This is a genomic window from Kitasatospora sp. NPDC057936 (genome assembly GCF_042887525.1).
Classification (GTDB): domain Bacteria; phylum Actinomycetota; class Actinomycetes; order Streptomycetales; family Streptomycetaceae; genus Kitasatospora.
Genome location: NZ_JBHVPD010000002.1, coordinates 125085 through 144797, shown reverse-complemented (window position 1 = coordinate 144797; position 19713 = coordinate 125085). Strand labels below are relative to the sequence as shown.

The following is a 19713-nucleotide window of genomic DNA, read 5'->3' as shown; positions in this document are numbered from 1 at the left end:
TTGACCACCCTGGACTTCGCCGACCTGAAGGCCGAGGCTGAGCGCAAGCACGCAGGTAAGGGCCTGAAGTTCGTCGCATCAACGTCCACCTCGGATGCAGAAGGCGTCGGCGGCGCTGAAGTCCGCCACCGCCGCCGTGCGCTCCGAGTTCGGGGGCGCGGTACGCGACGTCACGGCGTCTCGGCGCAGGGCCGTCGCGGCCCGGTCGCATCGCGCGTAGACCATGCGCGTAGACACTCCTTGACCTGTGGGGTTGATCGCCCCTACGGTTCGTGGATCACGCAGACCCCACGCCGGTTCGACGGGCGAGTCGCGCCCTCCCGGCCTGCGGGAGAAGGAGCAGACCCTCATGCCCGAGAGCACCCTGACGTCCCGTGCGCGGAAGGTTCCCACCCTCGCCGTCGGCGTCGTCGTCGGCGCGGTGGTGGCCGGCGGCGGGCTGGCCGCGGCCGATGCCGCCGCGCCCCGGACGGACCGTCAGATCACCAACATGACGGACGAGGTGGCCAGGATCAAGGCGTACTACGGGGACACCGTCGACGCCAACGGGGAGCACTGGCCCTCTCCGGACAGCAACTATGCCGCCCAGGTCAAGGGCGTCGAGACCAAGGCCCGGAAGTACCTGGCGCAGCAGATCAAGTACGACCGCGACGGCAGGAAGGCCATCGTGCTCGACGTCGACGACACCACGCTGTCGACGTACAACTACGAGCTCGAAACGACCTTCGTCTACAACCCGGCGAGCAACGCCCAGTACATCGCCACGAAGACCATGCCGGCCGTGTTCGGCATGAACGACCTGGCGACCTGGGCCCAGCAGCAGGGCTACACGGTCTTCTACATCACCGGCCGCCCGGAGGCCCAGCGCGCCGCCACCGCCGCCAACCTCGCGGCCGTCGGGTACCCGGTGGCGGACGAGGCGCACCTGTTCCTGAAGAACACGGCCTCGCCCGCGCCGTACCTGGCCTGCGGGGCGAAGTGCTCGGTGATCGAGTACAAGTCCGGCACCCGCGCCCACATCGAGGACCTGGGCTACGAGATCGTCGGCAACTTCGGGGACCAGCAGAGCGACCTGTCCGGCGGGCACGCGGACAAGGGCTTCAAGCTGCCGAACCCGATGTACTACCTGCCGTAGGGCGCGGAGCCGGCCGGGCCGTCCTCCGTATTGCCGCCCGCGCGTCGCGATGTCTGAATGGACGGGAAACCGTCGTTCCGCAGGCCGGTAGGCCGGCAGGCGAGCACGTGAGCGGGCGAGCAAGTGCGCGGACGAGCGGGCGAGCAGGTGAGGAGCCGTCGCATGCCAAGGGCCAGGGTCAACGGCGTCGATCTCTACTACGAGCTGGCGGGGGACGGCGACCCGCTCGTCCTGGTCCACGGCTCCTGGGGCGACCACTTCAACTGGGTGCCCGTCCTGCCGGCCCTCGCCGAGCGGTACCGGGTGCTGGTCTACGACCGGCGGGGGCACAGCCGGAGCGAGCGGCCACCGGGGCAGGGCTCCCGGACGGAGGACGAGGACGACCTCGCGGCGCTGGTCGAGGAGCTCGGCCTCGCGCCGGCCCACGTCGCGGGGAACTCCTTCGGGGCGTCGACGGCGCTGGGCCTGGCCGCGCGGCGCCCCGGGCTGTTCCGGAGCCTCGTCGCCCACGAGCCGCCGCTGATGGGGATCGTGACGCCGGACGCGGAACGCGGGCCGGTTTCGCAGGACACGCGGATGCGGGACATGCAGGTGAAGGTCGACTCCGTTCTCGCACACCTGCGCGCCGGTGAGACCTTCGAGGGCGCCCACCAGTTCGTGGAGGAGGTCGCCATCGGCCCGGGGGCGTGGGACGGGTTCCCGGAGGTCGTCCGGGAGACCTTCCTGACGAACGCCCCGACCTTCCTCGACGAGCAGGACGACCCCGGGTGGTCGTCCCTCGACCTCGGCGGGCTGTCCGGCTACCGGGGCCCGGCCCTGCTGACCATGGGCACGGTGAGCCCGCCCTGGTTCCCGGTCATCATCGCCCGGCTCGCCGAGGCGCTGCCCCAGGCGCAGGTGCGGCAGCTGGTCGGGGCCGGGCACATCCCGCACGTCACCCATCCCGCCGAGTACGTGCAGAACCTGACCGGCTTCATCGAGGCCCACACCTGAGGCTGCCGACGCGCGCCCCCTGGGGTGGTCGTGGCCGGACACGCCCAGGGGGCGCACCACCGTTGCGTCCGGGGGCGCGCGCCGGGCACCGGCGACCTCGGGCCGGCCCGGCCGTGGGTGAACGGACCTACGGCCCGGGTGAGTTGTGGTCCGCTGCCGCCGCGATCCGGGAATCGGGCCGCCGTGGCGCTCGTCGCCGTACCGTCGGTGCCGCTCCTCGTGGTGGTCGGATCGGCACCCGACCGATACCCGGTGCGGGGCGTCCCGGACGTGCGTCCCGACCTGGCACGTGCCGTCCCGGCCGATCGGTGTTAGGGAGCCTCGCGAACGGGCAACCGTGTGGTGGGGGCACGTGCTCGGAGGTGGCGGCGATGGACGGGCAGGGGCTCTCCCACCGGGAGCTGCGGATCCTGGCGGAGATCGAGAAGGAGCTGCGGGCGGACGGCCGCCTCGACCGCGCCCTGCGCACGATGCGGCGCGGGCCGGGCTGGCTGCTCGTCCGCGCGCTGCGGGCGGTCGTGCGCGTGCCGGCCTCGGTCCTGTCGGTGCTGCTGGCACTCTCGGCGGGCCTGGCCCTGGTGAGCGCGGACGCGAACTCACCCGACGTCCTGGCCGCCTTCTCCCTGGTGTGGGTGCCGACGTTCGTCCTGTCGGCGGCGCGGCTCATCGCGTGGCGGTGGCGCACCGGCTCGCGACGGCCCGGCCGCTGACCGGTCCCGGAGCTCGCCCACCACGGCCCACGCGACCGACACCACCGGCACCGCGACCACCGCGCCCAGCACACCCGCCAGGACGGCGCCGCCGATCACCGACAGCGCCACCGCCACCGGGTGGATCCGCACCGACCAGCTCATCACGAGCGGGTGCAGCAGGTGGCCCTCGATCTGACCGATGACGACGATCAGCGCGAGCACCAGCAGCGCGACCACCGGACCGCGCGCCGCCAGGGCCACCAGCGCGGCGACGGCCAGCGCGATCGGCGAGCCGATCAGCGGCACGAGCGCCGCGACGAACTCCAGGACCATCAGCGGCAGCACCAGCGGCACCCGCAGGACGGCGAGTGCGATGCCCACCAGAACGGCGTTGACGGCCGCCACGATCAGCACTCCGCGGGTGTACCCGGCGAAGGTGCGCCAGGCCGCGCGCCCGGCCCGCGCCCACACCGGCTGGGCCCGGCCGGGGAGTTGGTGCTGCGCCCAGGACCACATCCGGTGGCCGGAGTGCAGGAAGAACACCGAGCAGAACACCGCGAGCGCGAGCCCGGTGACGAACTCGACGGCCCGGCTGGCGCCGCTGAGCGCGGTGTTGACGAGCGCCGAGCGATGGGCGGTGATCCACTCGCCGATCTTCGCGCGGAGGTCGGTGACGGTGCCGGGCCGGAGGTGGAAGGGCGCGCCGGTCAGCCAGTGGTCGATCCGGCCGAGGCCGCCGCGCAGCTCGGCGCCGAGCCGGCTCCACTCGTCGGCGACGGTCGTGCCGACGAGCGCCAGGACCCCGCCCATGACCACGGCGGCGCACACGAAGGCGAGCAGCACGGCCAGGGAACGCGGGAGCACCCGGGCGATGAGGTCGACGAGCGGCCGCAGGACGGACGTGATGACCAGCGCCACGAACACCGCGACCACGGGCACTTCGAGCTGGGCGAGGACGGTCACGACGAGGTAGGCCGTGACGCCCAGCAGGACCAGCCGCCACGCGTACCCGGCGGCGGTCCGCAGCCCGGGCGGGACGCCGTCCCCGGAGGCCGACGGCAGGGCCCGGGGCGGCGCCACCCGGGGCCGGCGGCTGCCGAGCGGCGTGGGACGCCGGGGCGGTCGGGCACCGTTCACTCCCACGGACCGCCTCCCTGACGTCGGCCGGGCTCCGTCCGGTCCTCTCGGTTGCCCCGGCGGGCGCACCGGCATCGGCTGCGCCCGGCGCCGTGGCGGCCCCAGGTCTACCGCCCGACCGGCGCCCCCGCCCCGCGTGCAACGCCGACGCCCGCCGGATCAGCGCCCCGGACCACCCGTTCGCCGCAGCTCGGGCGCCGGTCTCCGAGAGCGGGACGCGTCCACGGAGGGTTTCAGTCCTGGAAGGTCCATTCGTTCAGCACGTCGAGGTTGCGGAACACCGGCGGTCCGTCGCACAGCGTCGCGAGCCGGGCGGCGAACTCCGTCGTCTCCGGGCGGGCGGAGTTCTCCATCGCCTGTTCGTACGAGGGGAACTCGACGATGTTCAGGTAGACGTTCTCCTGGTCGCGGTCACGGGTCTGCAGGGACCGGGTCGCTATGCGGTTGCCCGCGTTCTTCTCGACCCAGTTGTCGAGCAGGGCGTTGAACTCGTCGATGCGGGTCGTCTTGTACTCGATGATCTGGATGAAGCTCACGTCAGGGCTCCTCGTCTCAGCGGCAGGGAGGGTGGCTGTCCGCCACGTCCAGCGTCGCCCTGGCACCCGGGCCCTGCAAGGCAGGCGGCTTCGAGGGGGCGCCGCACGCCCGCGTCGGCGGGCAGGACAGGATGGGCGCATGACCGAGACGCACACGTGGAGCTACGACGGGACCGAGCTGGCCTGGCTGCAGGCTGCCCTGGAGCGGCCCGGGCAGCGCGCGGGACACGTCGTGGGCGAGCTCGTGCCGGGCGGGTTCGGCGCGTACCTGCGGGTGTTCCACCGGTTCGACGCCTCGGACGGGTCGGGCCGCACCCGGTCCTGGCGGGAGCGGGCCGAGGCGGCGGGCCGGCCGTTCCACGCCGAGATGAGCCACGGACCGCTGCTGCAGGACGCCGACGGCCCCGACGCCGACGTCCGGTGGCTGGCGGATTCGGGGCAGCCCGACGTCGGGACCCGCCGGGCGCTGGCGCGCTGCCTCGGCCGGGTGACGGGTGAGCAGCCCGTCCTCTTCGCCTACGACCTGGCGGCCCTGCTGTGGGGCGCGCCGGAGCCGCTGGTCAGGCGTTCGTCGCTGGCCGGGCTGGACTCCTCGCGGCCCTTCGTGGCGGCCGAGGTCGGGCTCGATGCGGACTACGAGGAGATCACCGGGCCCGAGTTCTGGTGGCCGGAGGACCGGAGCTGGGTGGTCACCAGCGACTACGACCTGCTGTCCACGTACGTCGGGTGCTCGGCCGAGGCGGCCGCGCTGATCCTGGCTGACGACGGGATCGAGGCGCTGCCCGTCACCCCGGGCACCCGGGTCGACTTCGCCGCCGACGATGCGAACAGCCGCTGAACCACGGGGCAGGTGCTCTACTGCGGGCTGCGCTACTGCGGGCGGATGATGACCACCGGGCAGGCGGCGTGCTGGGCGCAGCGCGTGCTCACCGAGCCGAGCAGGGCCCGGGTGAAGCCGCTGTGGCCATGGCTGCCGACGACCAGCAGTTCGGCGCCGCGTGCCGCGTCCAGGAGCACGTCGGAGGGGTCGCCCATCACCATCGTCCGCCGGATCTGCACCGGCACGTCCACGCCGAGCACCTCGTCCAGCTCGTCGTGGAACCGCCGCTCGGCGAGGTCCCGGTCGAAGGACGTGTCGACCACGGGCGCGGACCAGCCGAAGTGGCTCGGCGGCTCCCACGCGCCCACCGCGTCGACGACCCCGCCGATCAGCTCGGCGTGCCGGACCGCCCAGCGCAGCGCGGCGCGCGACGGCTGCGAGCCGTCGACGCCGACCACGACGCGGGGAACGGAGTCGTTCGCGTTCATCTGTACCGTCCTGTCGGTCGTTGCCCGGTCTGTCGTTGCCCGGTCTGTCGTTGCCCGGTCCGTCGCTGCGCTGTCCGTCGTTGCCCCACGCACCACGGTGCGTGCCTCCGCACGCCGCCGCCAGTACGGCCCGGCACCCGGGTGACGACGGTGCGGTGGCCCGGCGGGTGATCGAATCCGGATACGGGAGGGGACCGAAGACTGCCGGGTTCTGGCAGTGTGCGGCGACCGCGCCCTTGACACGATCTTGACGGCGCCCGCGCACGAACGGTGGTGGGCGGTGACGGGGGACGGAAGGAACGGAACGGTGGGGGTTGTCGTCGTGGACGACGGGCGCCCGGTCGGCGCGGCGGTCGGTGAGCGGCGTTGTACGATGCGCGTCGTCGACCGAACTGTGGGGGAATCGGGGGGCGCATGGACGGCGAAACGCCGTTGACGGGACGTCGGCGGAGCGACCGGGCCCAGGGGGACACCAGGCTGACGGGCGTCCTGCTGGTCGTCGTCGGCCTGCTGACGGCCGCGGCGGCGCTGCGGTCCGACGGCGGGCTGCTCGGCACGGCCACGGCCGGGCCGGTGCGCACCATCGGTTTCGTGGTCCTGCTCGGGATCGGCTGGGCGGTGCTGATCGGCCGGTTCGCGGTGCGGTTCCGGGAGGAGGTCCGGACCCTCATCGGGCCGACGCCGCGGACCGAGCGCCTGCGGGAGGCGGCGATGGTGTTGCTGCCGCTGGCCGCCCTCGGGGTGCCGGCGCTGATGCTGGTCCTCAACAGCCGCACGGGCGGCGACCACGGCTTCACGCCGCAGCTGCCGCCGCAACTGCTGCCGACCTCCACTGCGACACCGCCGCCTCCGTCGAAGGAGACGGACGACGGCGCGCTCATGCTCCTGCCCGGGCTTCTGTTCGCGGTGTTGGGGGTGGCGATGGCCGTCGTGCTCGTGGCCGTGATCGTCCTGCTGCTGCGTCAGCGCGGGCGCCTGCGCCGCCGGAAGGCCCAGGTGCTGCTGCCCGCCGCGCCGCCGCCGTCCCCGGAGGACGTCCTCGCCGAGGCCGTCGTGTCCGCCCGCACGGCGCTGACCGGTGACGACGCGCGGGCGGCCGTGATCGCCTGCTTCGTCGCCATGGAAGGCTCGCTCGCCGCCGCCGGCGTGTCCCGGCGCGACTCCGACAGCCCGACGGAACTGGTGGAACGTGCGCTGTCCCACCAGAGCATCGACCCAGGCCAGGCACACGCGCTCACCGCGCTGTACCGGGAGGCCAGGTACTCGACGCACCCGATGGACGACGGCCACGTGCGCCGGGCCCGGGCGGCCCTGGACACCATCGGCGCGGCGCTCGCAGCCGCACTCACCGAGGGCACACCCGCGCGGCCGGAGCCGCCGGAGCCGCCGGAGCCGCCGGAGCCGACGGAGCCGCCGGAGCCGACGCCCGCCGGCGCGGCAGGCCCGGCAGGCCCGACAGGATCGACAGGACACGGCCGATGAGAATCCCGCAGACGCGGACACCCGGAGACCCGGCCGACGGGTTCGCCGCGCCCGGCTCCGTCCGGCACAGCCTGATCGAGCTGACCGTGACCGCCGTCCTCGCCGAACCGCTCCTCGCCCTGGTCGGCGGCCTGCCCGGGGCCGGGGCCGGCGCCGTCCTGCTGACCGTCACCGCCCTCGTCACCGCCCGGTACGTGGCCGGCGCGGGCGCCCTGGAGACGATCCTGCGCCGCCGGCCCCGGCTGATGGAGGCGCACGAGCCCGGCCTCGGCGACTGGCGCTGGACCGTCGGCCAGGCCACCGACCCCCAGGGCGACTGCAGGCCGCTGCGCACCCGCCTCCAACGGCTCTACGCCGTACGGCTGTCGGAGGCCCACGGCCTGCGGCTGCCGGCCGATCGCGACCGGGCCGCCGAACTGGTCGGCCCCCGGCTCTGGCCCTGGGTCGATCCCGAGGCGCCGGCCCCGGCCGCGACCGTCCCGGCCCCGGTCCTGCGCGCCCTCGTCGACCGGCTGGAGTCCCTGTGACGGTCCAGCCGTCCCCCTGAGGCACGTTGACGGCGCCGCACCCCGCGCCGGATCCTTCGCATCCCACCATCCACGAACAGTCTTGCAGGAGAGCCATGTCCGTCCTACCTCAGGCCCCCGCCGCACTCGACGGCGCGCACACCCCGGCCGAACCGGCGGTGGCGATACCGGTGCTGACCCCGAAGGAGGCCGGCGACCGCGCCCTCGCGGTGCTCGCGGAGATCGAACGGGCCGTCGTCGGCAAGCCGGAGGCGCTGCGCCTGGTCATGCTCGGCGCCCTGGCCGGCGGCCACGTCCTGATCGAGGACCTGCCCGGACTCGGCAAGACCCTGCTGGCGCGCTCGTTCGCGACCACCCTCGGCCTGGACTTCCGCCGGATCCAGTTCACCCCCGACCTGCTGCCCTCGGACGTCACCGGCGCCCCCTTCTACGACCGGAACACCGGCGAGATGGTGTTCCGCCCCGGCCCGCTGTTCACCCAGCTCCTGCTCGCCGACGAGATCAACCGCACCCCGCCGAAGACCCAGGCCGCGCTGCTGGAGGCGATGGCCGAGGGCCAGGTGTCCGTCGACGGCGAGACCCGCCGCCTGCCGCACCCCTTCCTGGTGATCGCCACCGCCAACCCGATCGAGTACGAGGGCACGTACGCGCTCCCCGAGGCGCAGCTCGACCGCTTCCTGCTCCGTGTGCGGATGGGCTACCTCCCCACCGTCACGGAGGCTGCGATGCTGCGCGCCCGGCTCGACCGCGCGGCGCCGGAGGCGGTGCTGAACACCGTGAGCAGCCCGTCGGAACTGCTGGCCATGCGCGCGGCGGTGGAGCGGGTCGAGGTCGACGACGACCTGGTCGACTACGTCATCGCGCTGGTCGACGCGACCCGCAACGACCAGCAGATCCAGGTCGGCGCCTCGCCCCGCGGCGGCCTCGCGCTGATCCAGCTGGCCCGGGCACGGGCGATGCTGGAGGGCCGCGACTACCTGACCCCGGAGGACGTCAAGGCGCTCGCCGTCCCCGCGCTCGCCCACCGCATCACCCTCGCACCGGAGTTGTGGGTGCGCCAGATCGAGGCCGACGACGTCGTGCGGCGACTGGTCGACGCCGTGCCGGCGCCGCAGACCCTGCCCCGCGCGGCCACTTCGTGAACCGCGCACCGCATCCGGGGGAATCCGCCACCCGGTCCGCCTCCGGGGCCGCCAGCGGCAGGCCCGTTGGCGCCCGGCCCGTCGGCGCGCGGCTGGTCGACGGCCTGCCGAGCAGCCCGCCCCCGCCGCACTGGCGCGCCGGTGAGCAGACGCTGCGCCTGCTCACCGTGGCCACCGCCGCGGCCGTCGCCGCGCTGCTCACCGGCCACGCGTGGCTGCTCGCCCTGGCGGCCGGGCCCGCCGTCCTGCTCGCCCTCGCCGCCCCGGGGCGCACCCGGCCGACCGCGCTGTCCGCGGACAGCACCGCCGAGCCGCGCCGTTGCTTCGAGGGCGAGCCCGTCACCGTGCACGTCACCGTCCGGCACGACGGACGGACCGGCCGGCTCGACCCCACCCTGGCGCTCGGCCCCGGCGTCACGCTGGACGCCCTCAGCGTCACCGCGACCGGCGTGGACCTGGTCGTCCACGCCGACAGCTGGGGCCGCTGGCAGCTCGGCGTGATCGACGTCGACGTCCACGACGCGGGCGGCCTGACCCGGCGCACCGTGCGCACCGACCTCGGCACGGTGGACGTGTTCCCGGTGCCCAGCGCGGCCCGCCTCACCCCGATCCCGGTCCGGCTGCCGGAGCGGATCGGCGAGCACACCACCGCGCACGAGGGCACCGGCACCGAGGTGATCGGCGTGCGCCCGCACGTGCCGGGCGAACGGCAGCGGCGCATCCACTGGCCGTCGACGACCCGCCGCGACGCCGTCCAGATCAACCAGTTCACCGCCGAGCGCGCCGCCGACGCGGTCGTCCTGCTGGACACCCTGGCCGACTTCCGCGACGCCACGACCGGACTGCGCAGCCTCGACGAGACGCTGCGCGCCGCCACCGGACTGACCCGCTCCTACCTGCGCCGGCACGACCGGATCGGCCTCGTCGCGGTCGGCGGGACGCTGCGCTGGCTCAACGCGGGCAGCGGGGACCGGCAGTTCTACCGCATGGTGGAGAGCGTGCTGGAGGTCCGTCAGGACCGCCCCCAGCGCGGCGCCGCCGTACCCCGCATCCCGCTGCCGGTCCTGCCCGGCCACGCCCTGGTGTACGCGTTCACTCCGCTCGCCGACCAGCGGATCCTCGACGTGCTCGGCCAGGTGCGCGAACGCGGCAACCCGCTGGTCGTGGTCGAGGTCCCGGCCGGCGAACCGGCCGCGCGCCCGGACGACGAGACCGACGCCCTCGCCCTGCGCCTGTGGCACGCCGAACGCGAGGCGATGCGCTCGACGCTGCGCGGGCGCGGCATCCCGGTGGCCCGCCACACGCCGGGCGAGACGCTCGACCTGGCACTCGCGCCGCTGCTGCGTCGCACGATCACGGGAGCGGCCCGATGACCCCGACGACCCCGACGACCGTGACGACTCCGACGGCCTCGACGACTCCGGCACCGCCCGTGAGTGCGACGGAAGCGGCACCCCCGCCCGGCGCCGTCCGGTGGGCCCCGCGGCTCGAACGGGCCGTCCTGCGGGGCACCGGCGCCGCCCTGGCCCTCGCCGCGGTCGGCCTCCCCCGCAGCGGTGGCGCGACCGACCGGTTCGGGCCCGCGGCGGCCGTCGTCGCCACCGGCCTCGCGCTCTGGGCCGCGCCGCCGCAGGACGATCCGCCGAGCCGGCCGGCGACCTGGCCCGCGCGCCTCGCCGCGTCCCGCACGACCCTCCTCGCCGTCGGTGCGGTGGTGCTCGCCGCTCTGTGCGAGCCGCGGGTGTGGCAGGCGCTCGCGGTGACCGTCCTCCTCGCGGCCTACCTGCTGCTCCTCGACGCGTTCGGCCCGCAGCGCCGGACCGTCCGCCCGGCCGCGGCCTGTGCCGCCGTCGCGGCGTCGCTGCTGGTGCTGCCGGTCGCCTTCGCGCCGACCGGGGCGGGGGAGTGGGCGCGCCCGATCGCGCTGCTGGGCGTGGCGGCCGCGGCCTGGGGCGTGGGCCTCGGGCTGCGCCCGTCCGCGTCGTCCGAAACCGCCGCGTCCGAGACCGCCGAGGACGGGACCGCCGCGTCCGGGAAGCCCGAGGACGCGACCTCCGAGCCGGCCGCCCGGGGGTGAGCCCGGTGCGTGCCGACGCCCGCCGGTGCCACGGCACCAGGGTCAGTGCTCGGCCAGTTCGAGGGCCCGCTCGGCGAGCCAGAGGTCGTGGACGGACGTGGGGGAGCGGACCAGCGAGCGCTGCAGCAACTCCTCGGCCCTGGCCAGGCGTTTGCGGACGGCCGAGGGCGAGACGGACAGCGCCTCGGCCGTCGGCACGAGGCGGGCGTCCAGGTGCAGCCAGGTGGCGAGCGTCTGCGCCACGGCCGTCGGGGCGTCGGGTCCGTGGAGCGGCCGGAGCTGCTGCTCGGCCCAGGCCTCGACGCGGGGCAGGGCGAGGAGGTCGTCGAGGGCGGGTGCGGGTCGGTCGTCGCCCGGGGCGTCGTCGGCGCAGTGGGGAGTGGCCGGGGCCGCGTGCAGGGCGAGCGCCAGGGCGGACCGGTTGGCGAGCCGGGCCAGGTCCAGCTGGAGCAGCTCCTGGACGGACGCCAGGCGGGCGGCCAGGGTGTTGCGGTGGATCCTCAGGTGGGCCGCCGCGCCGGAGGAGAACCGTAGCCAGGAGGAGGCGGTGGCCAACAGCTCGGCGCCGTCCGGGTCCTGGAGGCGCCTGGGGCGGTGGAGCCGGAGGGGCGACAGGAAGGTGTCCGCCCACACCGCCGCGGCCGTCCCGATGGTGAGCGGGAGGTCCTGGTCGGAGGCGAAGGTCGCGACCCGGTCGGGGCGGTGGCGCGCGGCGGCCAGCGCGTGGAACGCCTGCGCGTAGCCCGTGACGGTCTCCCGCAGGGGTACGGCGTTGCTGACCCCGATCCGGCAGGGGTGCGCCGCCGCGGGCCGGGCGGTGGCCCAGGCCGGGAGGGAGGGCGCCGCGGGTGCGAGGACGATCATGTGGTCGCTGTAGACGGGGCACGGCACGGCCCACGCGCCGCCGCCCGACGCGGCGAGCCGGTGCGCCACCTCGTCGCGCGCACCGCGCCGACCCTCGACGACGTACACCTGCACCACTTCGGGCAGCGCGGGTTGCAGAGCGCCGGAGATCTGGCGCGCCGTGGCGGTCTGACCGTTCATCAGCAGCTGGAGGACCGCCTCCCGGACCCGGTCGTCGGCCGCGCGCAGCCGGCGCTGACGGCGGCGGACGTCCTCCGCCTGCCACGCGAGGCCGAGCACGGACGCGGCGTCCGCGACAAGGGCCGGCAGCCCGGGCGGGGCCGGGCGCGGCGCCACCACGGCGAGGAGGGGCGTCTCCCCGGTGTCGTCGAGGGTCAGTACGAGGCCGGTGAGGGCGCCGTCGTCGACGGCGACGGACCGCAGCCTCCGGCCGGCGATCTCGCGCGCCCCGCGCAGGCAGAGCCCGTGCGCGGCGCTCCCCGGCGGCGGCGCGGCCGGACTGGCCGGGGTGCCCGACCGGTTCAGCAGGAAGGCGACCGTCCCGGTGCGGTGGGCCAGCCGGCGGAGCACCTGCGCCGTCCCGCCCTTGCGGGCGGCGCGGTACAGCGCGAGGATGTCGTCCGCCCGTTCGGCCTGTCGAGCCCCGGTCAAAACCCGAGTGTTGTCGACCTTCATGCCATTCCCCCCGGAACGTTCGGTACGTCACTCCGCAGAATACACGCGGTGGTAATTCGGGGGACGGCGGGAACACTGTGCACTTCGGCACCGTACGAAGCCTTCAACTGTGCAGAAAGGCACTGTTGCCCCCTTGCCCGCGGCCGTAGATTCCTTACCGAGGCCGGGCGAGGCGAGGAGTCGAAGACCGGCCGCACGGGGAGGCTCGATTCCCCTTGGCCGGAATGTCAGGGCGGGAGCGGCGGGTGGACAATGACGCCCGATTGGTTTTCCCGTTTCCGTCCAAAGGGTGCCTGCGTGGGCCGACCGCGCCTTCATTCGAGAAAGGACGAGAGATGATCACAACGACGTACACGCCGCACACCGCCACCACGACCGCATCGCCCGACGAGCACGACACCTCCGGCTCCGACACCGGCTGGAACTAGCCGCCGCCGGCATTCCGTGGCCGGACAGGGACGACAGACCGTACCCGCTGCCGTTCCACCCGCTGGAGATGGGCGAGGACGCGTTGCGCGCGCTCTGCGGGTTCGTCCTGGAGGGGCTGCCGGCGCCCGACGACGTGGATGCCGACGCTGTCGGGCTGCACGGTTTCCTCGTGCGGGATCCGGGTGCTCCGGATCCCGCGGTGGTGGAGGCCGAGCTGCGGGCCAGGGTCGCGGCCATGGGGCCGCGGCGTACCTACGTGGTGGGGGCGGATGGCAACTGGGTCAGGCAGGGGGCTCCGTAGTTCCCCGTTTCGCCTGGTGGAGGTGGTGGGTCAGGTCGCCGAGGAGGGTGATGCGGACGCGTCGTTCGGTGAAGTGCCACTGGCCTTCGGTGTGTTCGAAGCGGTCGTGGTAGCGGCCGGCGGCGATGGTCTGGAGGGGGAGGCCCGGGGCGGCTTGGAGGACGGTGACGTAGGAGCGAGCCGTAGCGGTGGGGCCGTCGAGGTCGATGGCGGTGTTCGTGGTGACGTGCTGGGTGCGCGGTGTGCCGTCGGGGTAGAGGATCACCGTGTCACGGAACCGCCGCTCGATCGCCGCGCGCCCGCTCACCGGTTCGCCGCTGCCGGTGAAGGTGGCGTGGGCGAGGAGGTCGCCGAGTCCGGCGAAGTCGCCGTCGTCGACGAGCTCGGCGTAGCGGGCGATCAGGTTCTCGATGGCCCGGTGGGCGAGGGCCGGGTCGGTGAGTGCGGTCATGGGCTCCCCCTCGTACGGCGGACGATCTTCGCTGCACAGGCTAGTCGGGCGTCCGCGCGGGTTTCCGGTCGGCGGGCAGCCGGGCCGGCCGCGCCGCGGTGGGGGGGCGCCGCCCGCGTGGGGGGCGCGCCCCCCACCCCCCCGCAGCACCCGCGCCCGCCGGGCGGGCGCCCCGACCGGGGGCGGGGGGGGGGGCCCCGGGGCGGCCCGGGCGGGGGGGGGGCCCCCCCGCCGGGGGGGGCCGCCCCACCACCGCCCCGGTCAGTCCCGCTGCCGACGGACGGCCTGCAGCTCCCGGGTGACGGCCCAGGCGTCGGCCACCGGTCCGAGGTGGCCGAGCTTGTCGGGGTTGATCACGACCCGGACGGCCTGGACCTGCCCGTCGAGCACGTCGAGCGTCATCGCGTGGAGCACCCGGCCGTCCCGGTCGCGGACGACCGCGCCGGGCTGCCCGTTGACCTCCTGCGGCGCGCACGTCGCGTCGATCCGCCGCAGCAGCGGGAAGAACGCGGCCAGCACCCGGGCCACGTTGTCCGCCCCGACGACGGCGTTGGCCAGCTGCGGCGCCTTGCCGCCGCCGTCCCCGACCAGTTGGACGTCGGCGGCGAGCAGGGCGCTCAGCGCGCCCACGTCGCCGTCCGTCAGCGCGTCGAAGAACCGCGTCGCGAGCTCCTGCCGCTCCTGGCGGTCCGCCGCGAACCGGGGGCGCCCCTCCGCCATGTGCCGCCGTGCCCGCACCACCAGCTGCCGGCAGGCCGCCTCCGAGCGCCCCACCGCCGCCGCGATGTCGTCGAACCCGAAGGCGAACACCTCCCGCAGCACGAACACCGCCCGCTCCAGCGGACTGAGGCGCTCCAGGAGCAGCAGCGCCGCCATCGACACGGAGTCCGCCAACTCGGCCGCCCGCGCCGGGTCCTGGTACGGATCGCTGAGCAGCGGTTCGGGGATCCACGGCCCGACGTACGCCTCGCGCCGCACCCGCGCGGACCGCAGGACGTCGATGGAGATCCGGGTGACGGCGGCCGACAGGTAGGCCTTGGCGGAGACGGGCTGCGCCGCGGCGGCGTCGAAGCGCAGCCACGTCTCCTGCACGGCGTCCTCGGCCTCGCTCACGCTGCCGAGGATCCGGTAGGCGATCGAGAACAGCAGCGGCCGCAGCTCCTCGAAGTCGTCGACCCTGCTCATGTCGGTCTCCCCTCGTCCGTTGCCTCGTTCGTCGCCTGGTCCGTCCCGTCAGTGGAACTGTCCGGCCTCGTAGCTCCCAGCCGGCTGCTGCGTGATGACGTTGAGCCGGTTGACCATGTTCATGAACGAGACGAGGAGCACCAGCGCGGCGATCTGGTCCCCGTCGTAGTGCTCGGCGGCGCGGGCCCACACGTCGTCGGCCACTCCGCCGGCCGCGTCCGCGACCCGGGTGCCCGCCTCGGCGAGGGCCAGGGCGGCGCGCTCGGCCTCGGTGTAGACGGTGGCCTCGCGCCACACCGCCACCAGGTTGAGCCGTACCGCGCTCTCGCCGGCCGCGGCGGCGTCCTTGGTGTGCATGTCGACGCAGACCGCGCAGCCGTTGATCTGGCTGATCCGCAGGGCGACGAGCTCCTGGGTGGCGGGCGGCAGCGACGACTCCTTGATGCTCCTGCCCGCCGCCATGATGTGCTTGAAGCTCTTGCCGACGGTCGCGTTGGCGAAGTAGTCGAGTCGGGCGTCCATGGGGTGCTCCTCCGTGATCGGGGGTGATCGTGCGTGGCTACACCCTGAGACGGGACAGCCCGCCGTGTTGTGACACGGCGGACTGCGAGGCGGACTGTGACCCGCGTCTCAGACTCGGCCCCGGCCCGGGATCACGGGCGACGCGCGAGGAAGACGAGCTCCCTGCCCGGCCGGTCGGGCGCGTCACGGACCTCCTGCAGCTCGAAGCCGAGCTCGGCCAGGTCCCGTTCGACCTCGTGCCGCTCGTGGAAGCGCAGCGTGGAGTCCGAGGTCAGCACCCGTCCGTCCGAGGCGAACGCGTACGTCCACCGGAACGTCACCAACGGCCCGTCCACGCCAAGGAGTTCCACCCACGTCTCGACGGCGCCGACGCCCGGGACCTCGGTCGTCCCGAACGAGGACGCGCGGTTCCACTCCTCCCAGGCGCGGCGGGCCGGGTCGCGGGTCTCGAAGACCAGGTGCCCGCCGGGCCGCAGCGCCTCGTACGCGCCCCGCAGGGTCTGCCGCCAGGCCTCCGGGTCGGCGATGGCCTGGGCGACGTTCGCCGTCATCGTCACGAGGTCGACCCGCAGGGGCGGCAATGCCGTCGCGTCGCCGTGGATCCAGCGCACCCGCTCGGCGCCCGGCTTCGCCCGCGCCACGTCGAGGGACGCCCCGGCGGGCTCGACGCCGACGACCTCGACCCCCTGGTCGGCGAGCAGGAGGGGGAACACCCCCGTCCCGCAGCCGATGTCGAGGACCCGGCGGGCCCCGAACTCCTCCGCGATCCGGACGTAGGCGTCGAGATCGGTGCGGTCGGGGTCGAGCGGGTCGTAGATCGCGGCCAGCCGGGGATGGGCGAAGGATGCATCCGTCATGCTGCACGTCCTTTCAGGCCGGGATGGCGGCCGTGGCACCGGACCCGGCCGGCTGCACCGGCCGTTCGGTCGGCAGGTCACGGTGCTTGCGCACCGGCGAGAACCAGAGGATCAGCGCCGACAGCGGCACGCCGGCGGTCAGCAGCCACATGGTGGGCCGCACGCCGAGCCAGGTGCCGAGCAGGCCGCCGAGCAGCGCGCCCACCGGGATCGTGCCGTAGTTGAGCATCGCGGCGCTCGCGGAGAGCCGTCCGAGGAGCTCCGGGGGGCAGTACTGCTGCTGGAAGGTCGACTTGATGATGTTTCCGGCGACGACACCGGCCGAGGCTCCGAACCCGCCGAGGACGAACAGCGCCAGGCCGGCGCCGGGCGTGGTGAGCGGGACGAGGAGGGTGAGGGCCGGCAGCACCAGCTCGAAGAAGAGCATCGCCCGCGCCGTGCCCATCCGGGCGGCGACCCGGCGGGCCACCGCGGCGCCCACGATGCCTCCGGTCGACGCGGCCGCGACCAGCGCGCCGACGGCGCCCTCCGGCAGTCCCACGTCCCGGACCAGGAAGACCACCTGGATCGACTGGTAGCCCGTCAGCGTCAGGTTCGCGGCGGCTCCGAACAGCGTGAACGTGCGGAACCAGACGTCCCCGGACACCAGACGCAGCCCCTCGCCGATCTCCTGGCGCAGCGGGCGCCTCTCCCGTGCCGCCTTGACGGGTTCGCGGTGCCGGATCCGTCCGGTGCACACCAGCGAGAGCACGAAGGTGACGCTGTTGGCGAGCACGCCGTTGACGGGCCCGGTGAGCTGGGCGATCAGCCCGCCCGCGCCGAGGCCGGTGATGCTCGCGGCGGAGGCGCTGCCGTGCAGCTTGGCGTTGCCCTCGGCCTGGTCGGCGGGGGAGAGGAGCTTGGGGAGGTAGGCGGTGTACGCGGTCTGGAAGAACACCGTGGCCACGCCGGTGGCGAGCGCCACGGCGATGAGCTGGGCCATCGTCAGGATCCCGGCGCGAGCCGCCAGCGGGACGGTCGCGAAGAGGACCAGCGAGACGGCGGAGGCGGCCAGCATGATCGGGCGGCTGCGCATCCGGTCGACCCACGCTCCGACGGGCAGGCCGATCAGCAGCCAGGGCAGCCAGCCGGCCGCGCTCAGGACGCCGACCTCCAGGGTGGAGGCGTGCAGGGTGGTGACCGCGATGAGCGGCATGGCCAGGCCGGTGACGGCGGAGCCGAACTTGTTGGCGGTCTCGCCTGTCCATAACAGCCGGAAGTCGTGGTGGCGGCGCAGCAGCCCGGTGGTGGGGCGCTCGGTCGGGACGGCGGCGTCGCTCATGACGGGTCGGACTCCTTGCGGGGCAGGGACTGGATCTGGAGGATCACCGGACGGGCCGCGGGGTCGGGCTCGGCGTCCGGGTCGGGGGTGTGACGGTCGATCACGGCCATCAGGTCGGCGTTGAGGGCGCGCAGCTGGGCGGGCGTGAGGCGCAGGTTCGACCAGCCGGAGACGGTGCCGACGCCGCGCCACTCCTCGGGCAGCTCGGCGGCCATGGCGTCCGCGACGCGCCGGAACTGCTCGCGGAGCATCTCGCCCAGGTAGACGTCGAGGGCGCCCTTGGTGGCGGGGTCGCGGTCGAAGTCGGTGGTGTTGAGGACGTTGCGGCTGCGCACGGCCCGCCACCAGCGCTCGCGCCGGGTGCCGCGGTCCGTCTCCTCCTCGATGAAGCCGTGTTCGGCGAGGTGGCGCAGGTGCCAGCTGACGGTGCCGGTGTTCTCGCCGAGCCGCTCGGCGAGGCGGGCGGAGGTGGCGGGCCCGTTGGTGCGCAGCTCGTCGAGGAGGCGCATCCGCAGGGGGTGGGCGAGGCCGCGCAGGCTCGTGGCGTCGATCCGGCGGCGGGGCTGGTCGGTCATGGTGATCACTCTAGGGTGCAGAGAACTCTCTGCATAGGTCCATCTGCAGAGAATTCTCTGCAACATCCCCGTTCGATCGCAGAGTTAGAACCTCTCACTCTTCTTCTTGACTCTCACTTCCGTCGAGAGTTATAACTTCTAACGAAGGCAACAAGCTCTACGAAAGGGGGCGGTCAGCATGGAGACCGACCGCATGATCCAGGTCGTTCTGCCGGGCATCGTGGCGCCGGAGGGACTGGAGATCCGGGAAGGCCGGGTGCCCGAGGCCGGTCGCGGACAGGTCGTGGTGGCGGTGGAGGCGAGCGGCGTCTCGTTCGCCGAGCAGCAGATGCGGCGGGGGCGGTACTACGACCAGCCGCCCTTCCCGTTCGTCCCCGGCTACGACCTCGTGGGCCGCGTCCTGACCACCGGCGAGGACGTCGACCCGCGCCTCGCCGGCCGGCGGGTGGCTGCTCTGGTGAAGACCGGCGGCTGGTCCAGCCACGTCGTGCTCGACGCGGCCGACGCCGTCGAGGTCCCCGAGGGGCTCGCCGCCGACGAGGCGGAGACCGTCGTCGTCAACGGCATCACCGCCTGGCAGATGCTGCACCGTCAGGCGCGGGTGCGGGCCGGCCAGACGATCCTCGTGCACGGCGCGAGCGGCGGGGTCGGCTCCGTCCTCGTCCAGCTCGCCCTGGCGGCGGGCGTCACGGTGATCGGCACGGCCTCCGCCCGGCACCACGACGCCCTGCGGGAACGCGGCGTCATCCCCGTCGACTACCGCTCCGGTGACGTCCCGGCCCGCGTCCGGGAACTCGCGCCGGGCGGCGTCGACGCCGTCTTCGACCACGTCGGCGGCCGCAGCGTGATCGACTCCTGGCACCTCCTGGCCGCCGGCGGCACCCTCGTCGCCTACGGCAGCGCCTCCACCCGCGACGACACCGGCTCCAAGCAGTGGCCCGTCCTGAAGATCCTCGCCCGCACCTGGCTCTGGAACAGCCTGCCCAACGGACGCCGGGCCCACTTCTACAACATCTGGGCCGGCCGCGCCCTCGCCAAGGACCGCTTCCGGGCCCGCCTGCGCACCGACCTCACCCAGGTGCTCACCGCCCTGCACAACGGCGAGGTCTCCGCCCCGATCGCCGCCCGCCTCCCGCTCACCCGGGCCGCGGAGGCGCTGCGCCTCGCGGAGTCCGGCACCGTCACCGGCAAGATCGTGCTGACGCCCTGACCGCCCGCAGGATCCGGCCGGGCGGCGAGTTCTTACCCGCCTTTGCCGCCGCTCTGCCGAGCGGCTGACCGGCGCCGTGCACTGTCGTCCCCACAACGACCGCAGGACGTACGGAAGGCCGGAGAGCCATGACGACCAGCACCAGCACCAGCACGACGAACACCCCCGCGGCCCGGGGCCGCCGCCTGGCCCTGGCCGCCGCCGCGCGGGCCCGCGTGGCGGCGGCCGTGCCGCCCGGCCCCACCGCCCGCGCCCCGACCGCCAGCCCGGCGGCCAACCCCCCCCGCCCCCCCC

General features: G+C 74.4%; 21 protein-coding genes. 11 read left to right on the top strand and 10 right to left on the bottom strand.

Annotation, left to right across the window (positions count from 1 at the left end; translation table 11 throughout):
* Nucleotides 1-349 precede the first annotated feature (349 nt).
* From ACFVU9_RS01815 to ACFVU9_RS01805, 3 genes are all read left to right on the top strand, one after another.
* Nucleotides 350-1135 carry an HAD family acid phosphatase gene (locus tag ACFVU9_RS01815; RefSeq protein ID WP_387588909.1) on the top strand — a complete coding sequence of 262 codons (786 nt, stop codon included), beginning with the start codon at nucleotides 350-352 and terminating at the stop codon, nucleotides 1133-1135.
* 162 nt (nucleotides 1136-1297) lie between these two features.
* Nucleotides 1298-2128 carry an alpha/beta fold hydrolase gene (locus tag ACFVU9_RS01810; protein WP_387588907.1) on the top strand — a complete coding sequence of 277 codons (831 nt, stop codon included), beginning with the start codon at nucleotides 1298-1300 and terminating at the stop codon, nucleotides 2126-2128.
* 371 nt (nucleotides 2129-2499) lie between these two features.
* The gene (locus tag ACFVU9_RS01805) at nucleotides 2500-2838 is read left to right on the top strand and encodes a hypothetical protein (protein ID WP_380445727.1); all 339 of its coding nucleotides are present in this window, start codon (nucleotides 2500-2502) and stop codon (nucleotides 2836-2838) included.
* Here the strand turns inward: ACFVU9_RS01805 and ACFVU9_RS01800 are convergent.
* Nucleotides 2725-3963, bottom strand: a complete 1239-nt coding sequence (locus ACFVU9_RS01800; RefSeq protein ID WP_380445726.1) for an AI-2E family transporter — start codon at nucleotides 3961-3963, stop codon at nucleotides 2725-2727. The two genes, ACFVU9_RS01805 and ACFVU9_RS01800, sit on opposite strands and share 114 nt — an antisense overlap.
* A 227-nt stretch (nucleotides 3964-4190) precedes the next feature.
* Entirely contained in the window at nucleotides 4191-4493 is a 303-nt protein-coding gene (locus tag ACFVU9_RS01795) for a hypothetical protein (protein ID WP_387588905.1), read from the bottom strand.
* Between the two features lie 139 nt (nucleotides 4494-4632).
* Between ACFVU9_RS01795 and ACFVU9_RS01790 the strand changes: the two genes are divergently transcribed.
* Nucleotides 4633-5331: a hypothetical protein gene (locus ACFVU9_RS01790; RefSeq protein WP_387588903.1), complete on the top strand. Its 699-nt coding sequence runs from the start codon at nucleotides 4633-4635 to the stop codon at nucleotides 5329-5331.
* 32 nt (nucleotides 5332-5363) lie between these two features.
* On the opposite strand, the gene ACFVU9_RS01785 is transcribed toward ACFVU9_RS01790, so the two are convergent.
* Entirely contained in the window at nucleotides 5364-5801 is a 438-nt protein-coding gene (locus ACFVU9_RS01785) for a universal stress protein (protein WP_380445723.1), read from the bottom strand.
* A gap of 414 nt (nucleotides 5802-6215) precedes the next feature.
* Here ACFVU9_RS01785 and ACFVU9_RS01780 point away from each other — a divergent pair, with 414 nt between their 5' ends.
* The 5 genes from ACFVU9_RS01780 to ACFVU9_RS01760 all read left to right on the top strand — a co-directional run bounded on the left by ACFVU9_RS01780 (nucleotide 6216) and on the right by ACFVU9_RS01760 (nucleotide 11029).
* Nucleotides 6216-7283, top strand: coding sequence for a DUF4129 domain-containing protein (locus tag ACFVU9_RS01780; RefSeq protein WP_387588901.1), 1068 nt, complete (start codon nucleotides 6216-6218; stop codon nucleotides 7281-7283).
* Complete coding sequence (locus ACFVU9_RS01775) at nucleotides 7280-7810, top strand: hypothetical protein (RefSeq protein ID WP_380501330.1); 531 nt, start codon at nucleotides 7280-7282, stop codon at nucleotides 7808-7810. Before ACFVU9_RS01780 ends, ACFVU9_RS01775 begins: the two co-directional genes overlap by 4 nt.
* Before the next feature lie 95 nt (nucleotides 7811-7905).
* Nucleotides 7906-8952 (top strand): AAA family ATPase, encoded by a 1047-nt coding sequence (locus ACFVU9_RS01770; protein ID WP_387588899.1) that lies wholly within the window; start codon nucleotides 7906-7908, stop codon nucleotides 8950-8952.
* Nucleotides 8949-10325, top strand: a complete 1377-nt coding sequence (locus tag ACFVU9_RS01765) for a DUF58 domain-containing protein (protein WP_387588897.1) — start codon at nucleotides 8949-8951, stop codon at nucleotides 10323-10325. The genes ACFVU9_RS01770 and ACFVU9_RS01765 overlap by 4 nt, the downstream gene beginning before the upstream one ends.
* Before the next feature lie 59 nt (nucleotides 10326-10384).
* Nucleotides 10385-11029 (top strand): hypothetical protein, encoded by a 645-nt coding sequence (locus tag ACFVU9_RS01760; protein WP_387588895.1) that lies wholly within the window; start codon nucleotides 10385-10387, stop codon nucleotides 11027-11029.
* A gap of 42 nt (nucleotides 11030-11071) precedes the next feature.
* On the opposite strand, the gene ACFVU9_RS01755 is transcribed toward ACFVU9_RS01760, so the two are convergent.
* Nucleotides 11072-12544 (bottom strand): helix-turn-helix domain-containing protein, encoded by a 1473-nt coding sequence (locus ACFVU9_RS01755; RefSeq protein WP_387588893.1) that lies wholly within the window; start codon nucleotides 12542-12544, stop codon nucleotides 11072-11074.
* 442 nt (nucleotides 12545-12986) lie between these two features.
* Here ACFVU9_RS01755 and ACFVU9_RS01750 point away from each other — a divergent pair, with 442 nt between their 5' ends.
* Nucleotides 12987-13298, top strand: a complete 312-nt coding sequence (locus tag ACFVU9_RS01750) for a DUF6928 family protein (protein ID WP_387589009.1) — start codon at nucleotides 12987-12989, stop codon at nucleotides 13296-13298.
* On the opposite strand, the gene ACFVU9_RS01745 is transcribed toward ACFVU9_RS01750, so the two are convergent.
* The 6 genes from ACFVU9_RS01745 to ACFVU9_RS01720 all read right to left on the bottom strand — a co-directional run bounded on the left by ACFVU9_RS01745 (nucleotide 13279) and on the right by ACFVU9_RS01720 (nucleotide 18209).
* Nucleotides 13279-13749, bottom strand: a complete 471-nt coding sequence (locus ACFVU9_RS01745) for a nuclear transport factor 2 family protein (RefSeq protein WP_380445715.1) — start codon at nucleotides 13747-13749, stop codon at nucleotides 13279-13281. The genes ACFVU9_RS01750 and ACFVU9_RS01745 overlap by 20 nt on opposite strands.
* A 261-nt stretch (nucleotides 13750-14010) precedes the next feature.
* A complete protein-coding gene (locus tag ACFVU9_RS01740) occupies nucleotides 14011-14934 on the bottom strand; it encodes an RNA polymerase sigma-70 factor (protein ID WP_387588891.1) in 924 nt (307 codons plus the stop codon).
* Nucleotides 14935-14982: 48 nt separating this feature from the next.
* Nucleotides 14983-15456, bottom strand: coding sequence for a carboxymuconolactone decarboxylase family protein (locus tag ACFVU9_RS01735; RefSeq protein WP_380491915.1), 474 nt, complete (start codon nucleotides 15454-15456; stop codon nucleotides 14983-14985).
* Between the two features lie 131 nt (nucleotides 15457-15587).
* Nucleotides 15588-16313, bottom strand: coding sequence for a class I SAM-dependent methyltransferase (locus ACFVU9_RS01730; protein ID WP_387588889.1), 726 nt, complete (start codon nucleotides 16311-16313; stop codon nucleotides 15588-15590).
* A gap of 13 nt (nucleotides 16314-16326) precedes the next feature.
* On the bottom strand, nucleotides 16327-17634 hold the full coding sequence (locus ACFVU9_RS01725) for an MFS transporter (protein ID WP_387588887.1): 1308 nt from the start codon (nucleotides 17632-17634) through the stop codon (nucleotides 16327-16329).
* Nucleotides 17631-18209, bottom strand: coding sequence for a helix-turn-helix domain-containing protein (locus ACFVU9_RS01720; protein WP_380447352.1), 579 nt, complete (start codon nucleotides 18207-18209; stop codon nucleotides 17631-17633). Before ACFVU9_RS01720 ends, ACFVU9_RS01725 begins: the two co-directional genes overlap by 4 nt.
* Before the next feature lie 193 nt (nucleotides 18210-18402).
* Here ACFVU9_RS01720 and ACFVU9_RS01715 point away from each other — a divergent pair, with 193 nt between their 5' ends.
* On the top strand, nucleotides 18403-19419 hold the full coding sequence (locus ACFVU9_RS01715; RefSeq protein ID WP_380447350.1) for a medium chain dehydrogenase/reductase family protein: 1017 nt from the start codon (nucleotides 18403-18405) through the stop codon (nucleotides 19417-19419).
* The last annotated feature ends 294 nt before the right edge of the window (nucleotides 19420-19713 follow it).

Bases quoted from the DNA above. Each gene is read 5' to 3' on its own strand.
- ACFVU9_RS01785 (WP_380445723.1), bottom strand. From the start codon at position 5,801: ATGAACGCGAACGACTCCGTTCCCCGCGTCGTGGTCGGCGTCGACGGC.
- ACFVU9_RS01770 (WP_387588899.1), top strand. From the start codon at position 7,906: ATGTCCGTCCTACCTCAGGCCCCCGCCGCACTCGACGGCGCGCACACC.
- ACFVU9_RS01790 (WP_387588903.1), top strand. From the start codon at position 4,633: ATGACCGAGACGCACACGTGGAGCTACGACGGGACCGAGCTGGCCTGG.
- ACFVU9_RS01725 (WP_387588887.1), bottom strand. From the start codon at position 17,634: ATGAGCGACGCCGCCGTCCCGACCGAGCGCCCCACCACCGGGCTGCTG.
- ACFVU9_RS01745 (WP_380445715.1), bottom strand. From the start codon at position 13,749: ATGACCGCACTCACCGACCCGGCCCTCGCCCACCGGGCCATCGAGAAC.
- ACFVU9_RS01815 (WP_387588909.1), top strand. From the start codon at position 350: ATGCCCGAGAGCACCCTGACGTCCCGTGCGCGGAAGGTTCCCACCCTC.
- ACFVU9_RS01740 (WP_387588891.1), bottom strand. From the start codon at position 14,934: ATGAGCAGGGTCGACGACTTCGAGGAGCTGCGGCCGCTGCTGTTCTCG.
- ACFVU9_RS01730 (WP_387588889.1), bottom strand. From the start codon at position 16,313: ATGACGGATGCATCCTTCGCCCATCCCCGGCTGGCCGCGATCTACGAC.
- ACFVU9_RS01720 (WP_380447352.1), bottom strand. From the start codon at position 18,209: ATGACCGACCAGCCCCGCCGCCGGATCGACGCCACGAGCCTGCGCGGC.
- ACFVU9_RS01775 (WP_380501330.1), top strand. From the start codon at position 7,280: ATGAGAATCCCGCAGACGCGGACACCCGGAGACCCGGCCGACGGGTTC.
- ACFVU9_RS01805 (WP_380445727.1), top strand. From the start codon at position 2,500: ATGGACGGGCAGGGGCTCTCCCACCGGGAGCTGCGGATCCTGGCGGAG.
- ACFVU9_RS01780 (WP_387588901.1), top strand. From the start codon at position 6,216: ATGGACGGCGAAACGCCGTTGACGGGACGTCGGCGGAGCGACCGGGCC.
- ACFVU9_RS01810 (WP_387588907.1), top strand. From the start codon at position 1,298: ATGCCAAGGGCCAGGGTCAACGGCGTCGATCTCTACTACGAGCTGGCG.
- ACFVU9_RS01735 (WP_380491915.1), bottom strand. From the start codon at position 15,456: ATGGACGCCCGACTCGACTACTTCGCCAACGCGACCGTCGGCAAGAGC.
- ACFVU9_RS01715 (WP_380447350.1), top strand. From the start codon at position 18,403: ATGATCCAGGTCGTTCTGCCGGGCATCGTGGCGCCGGAGGGACTGGAG.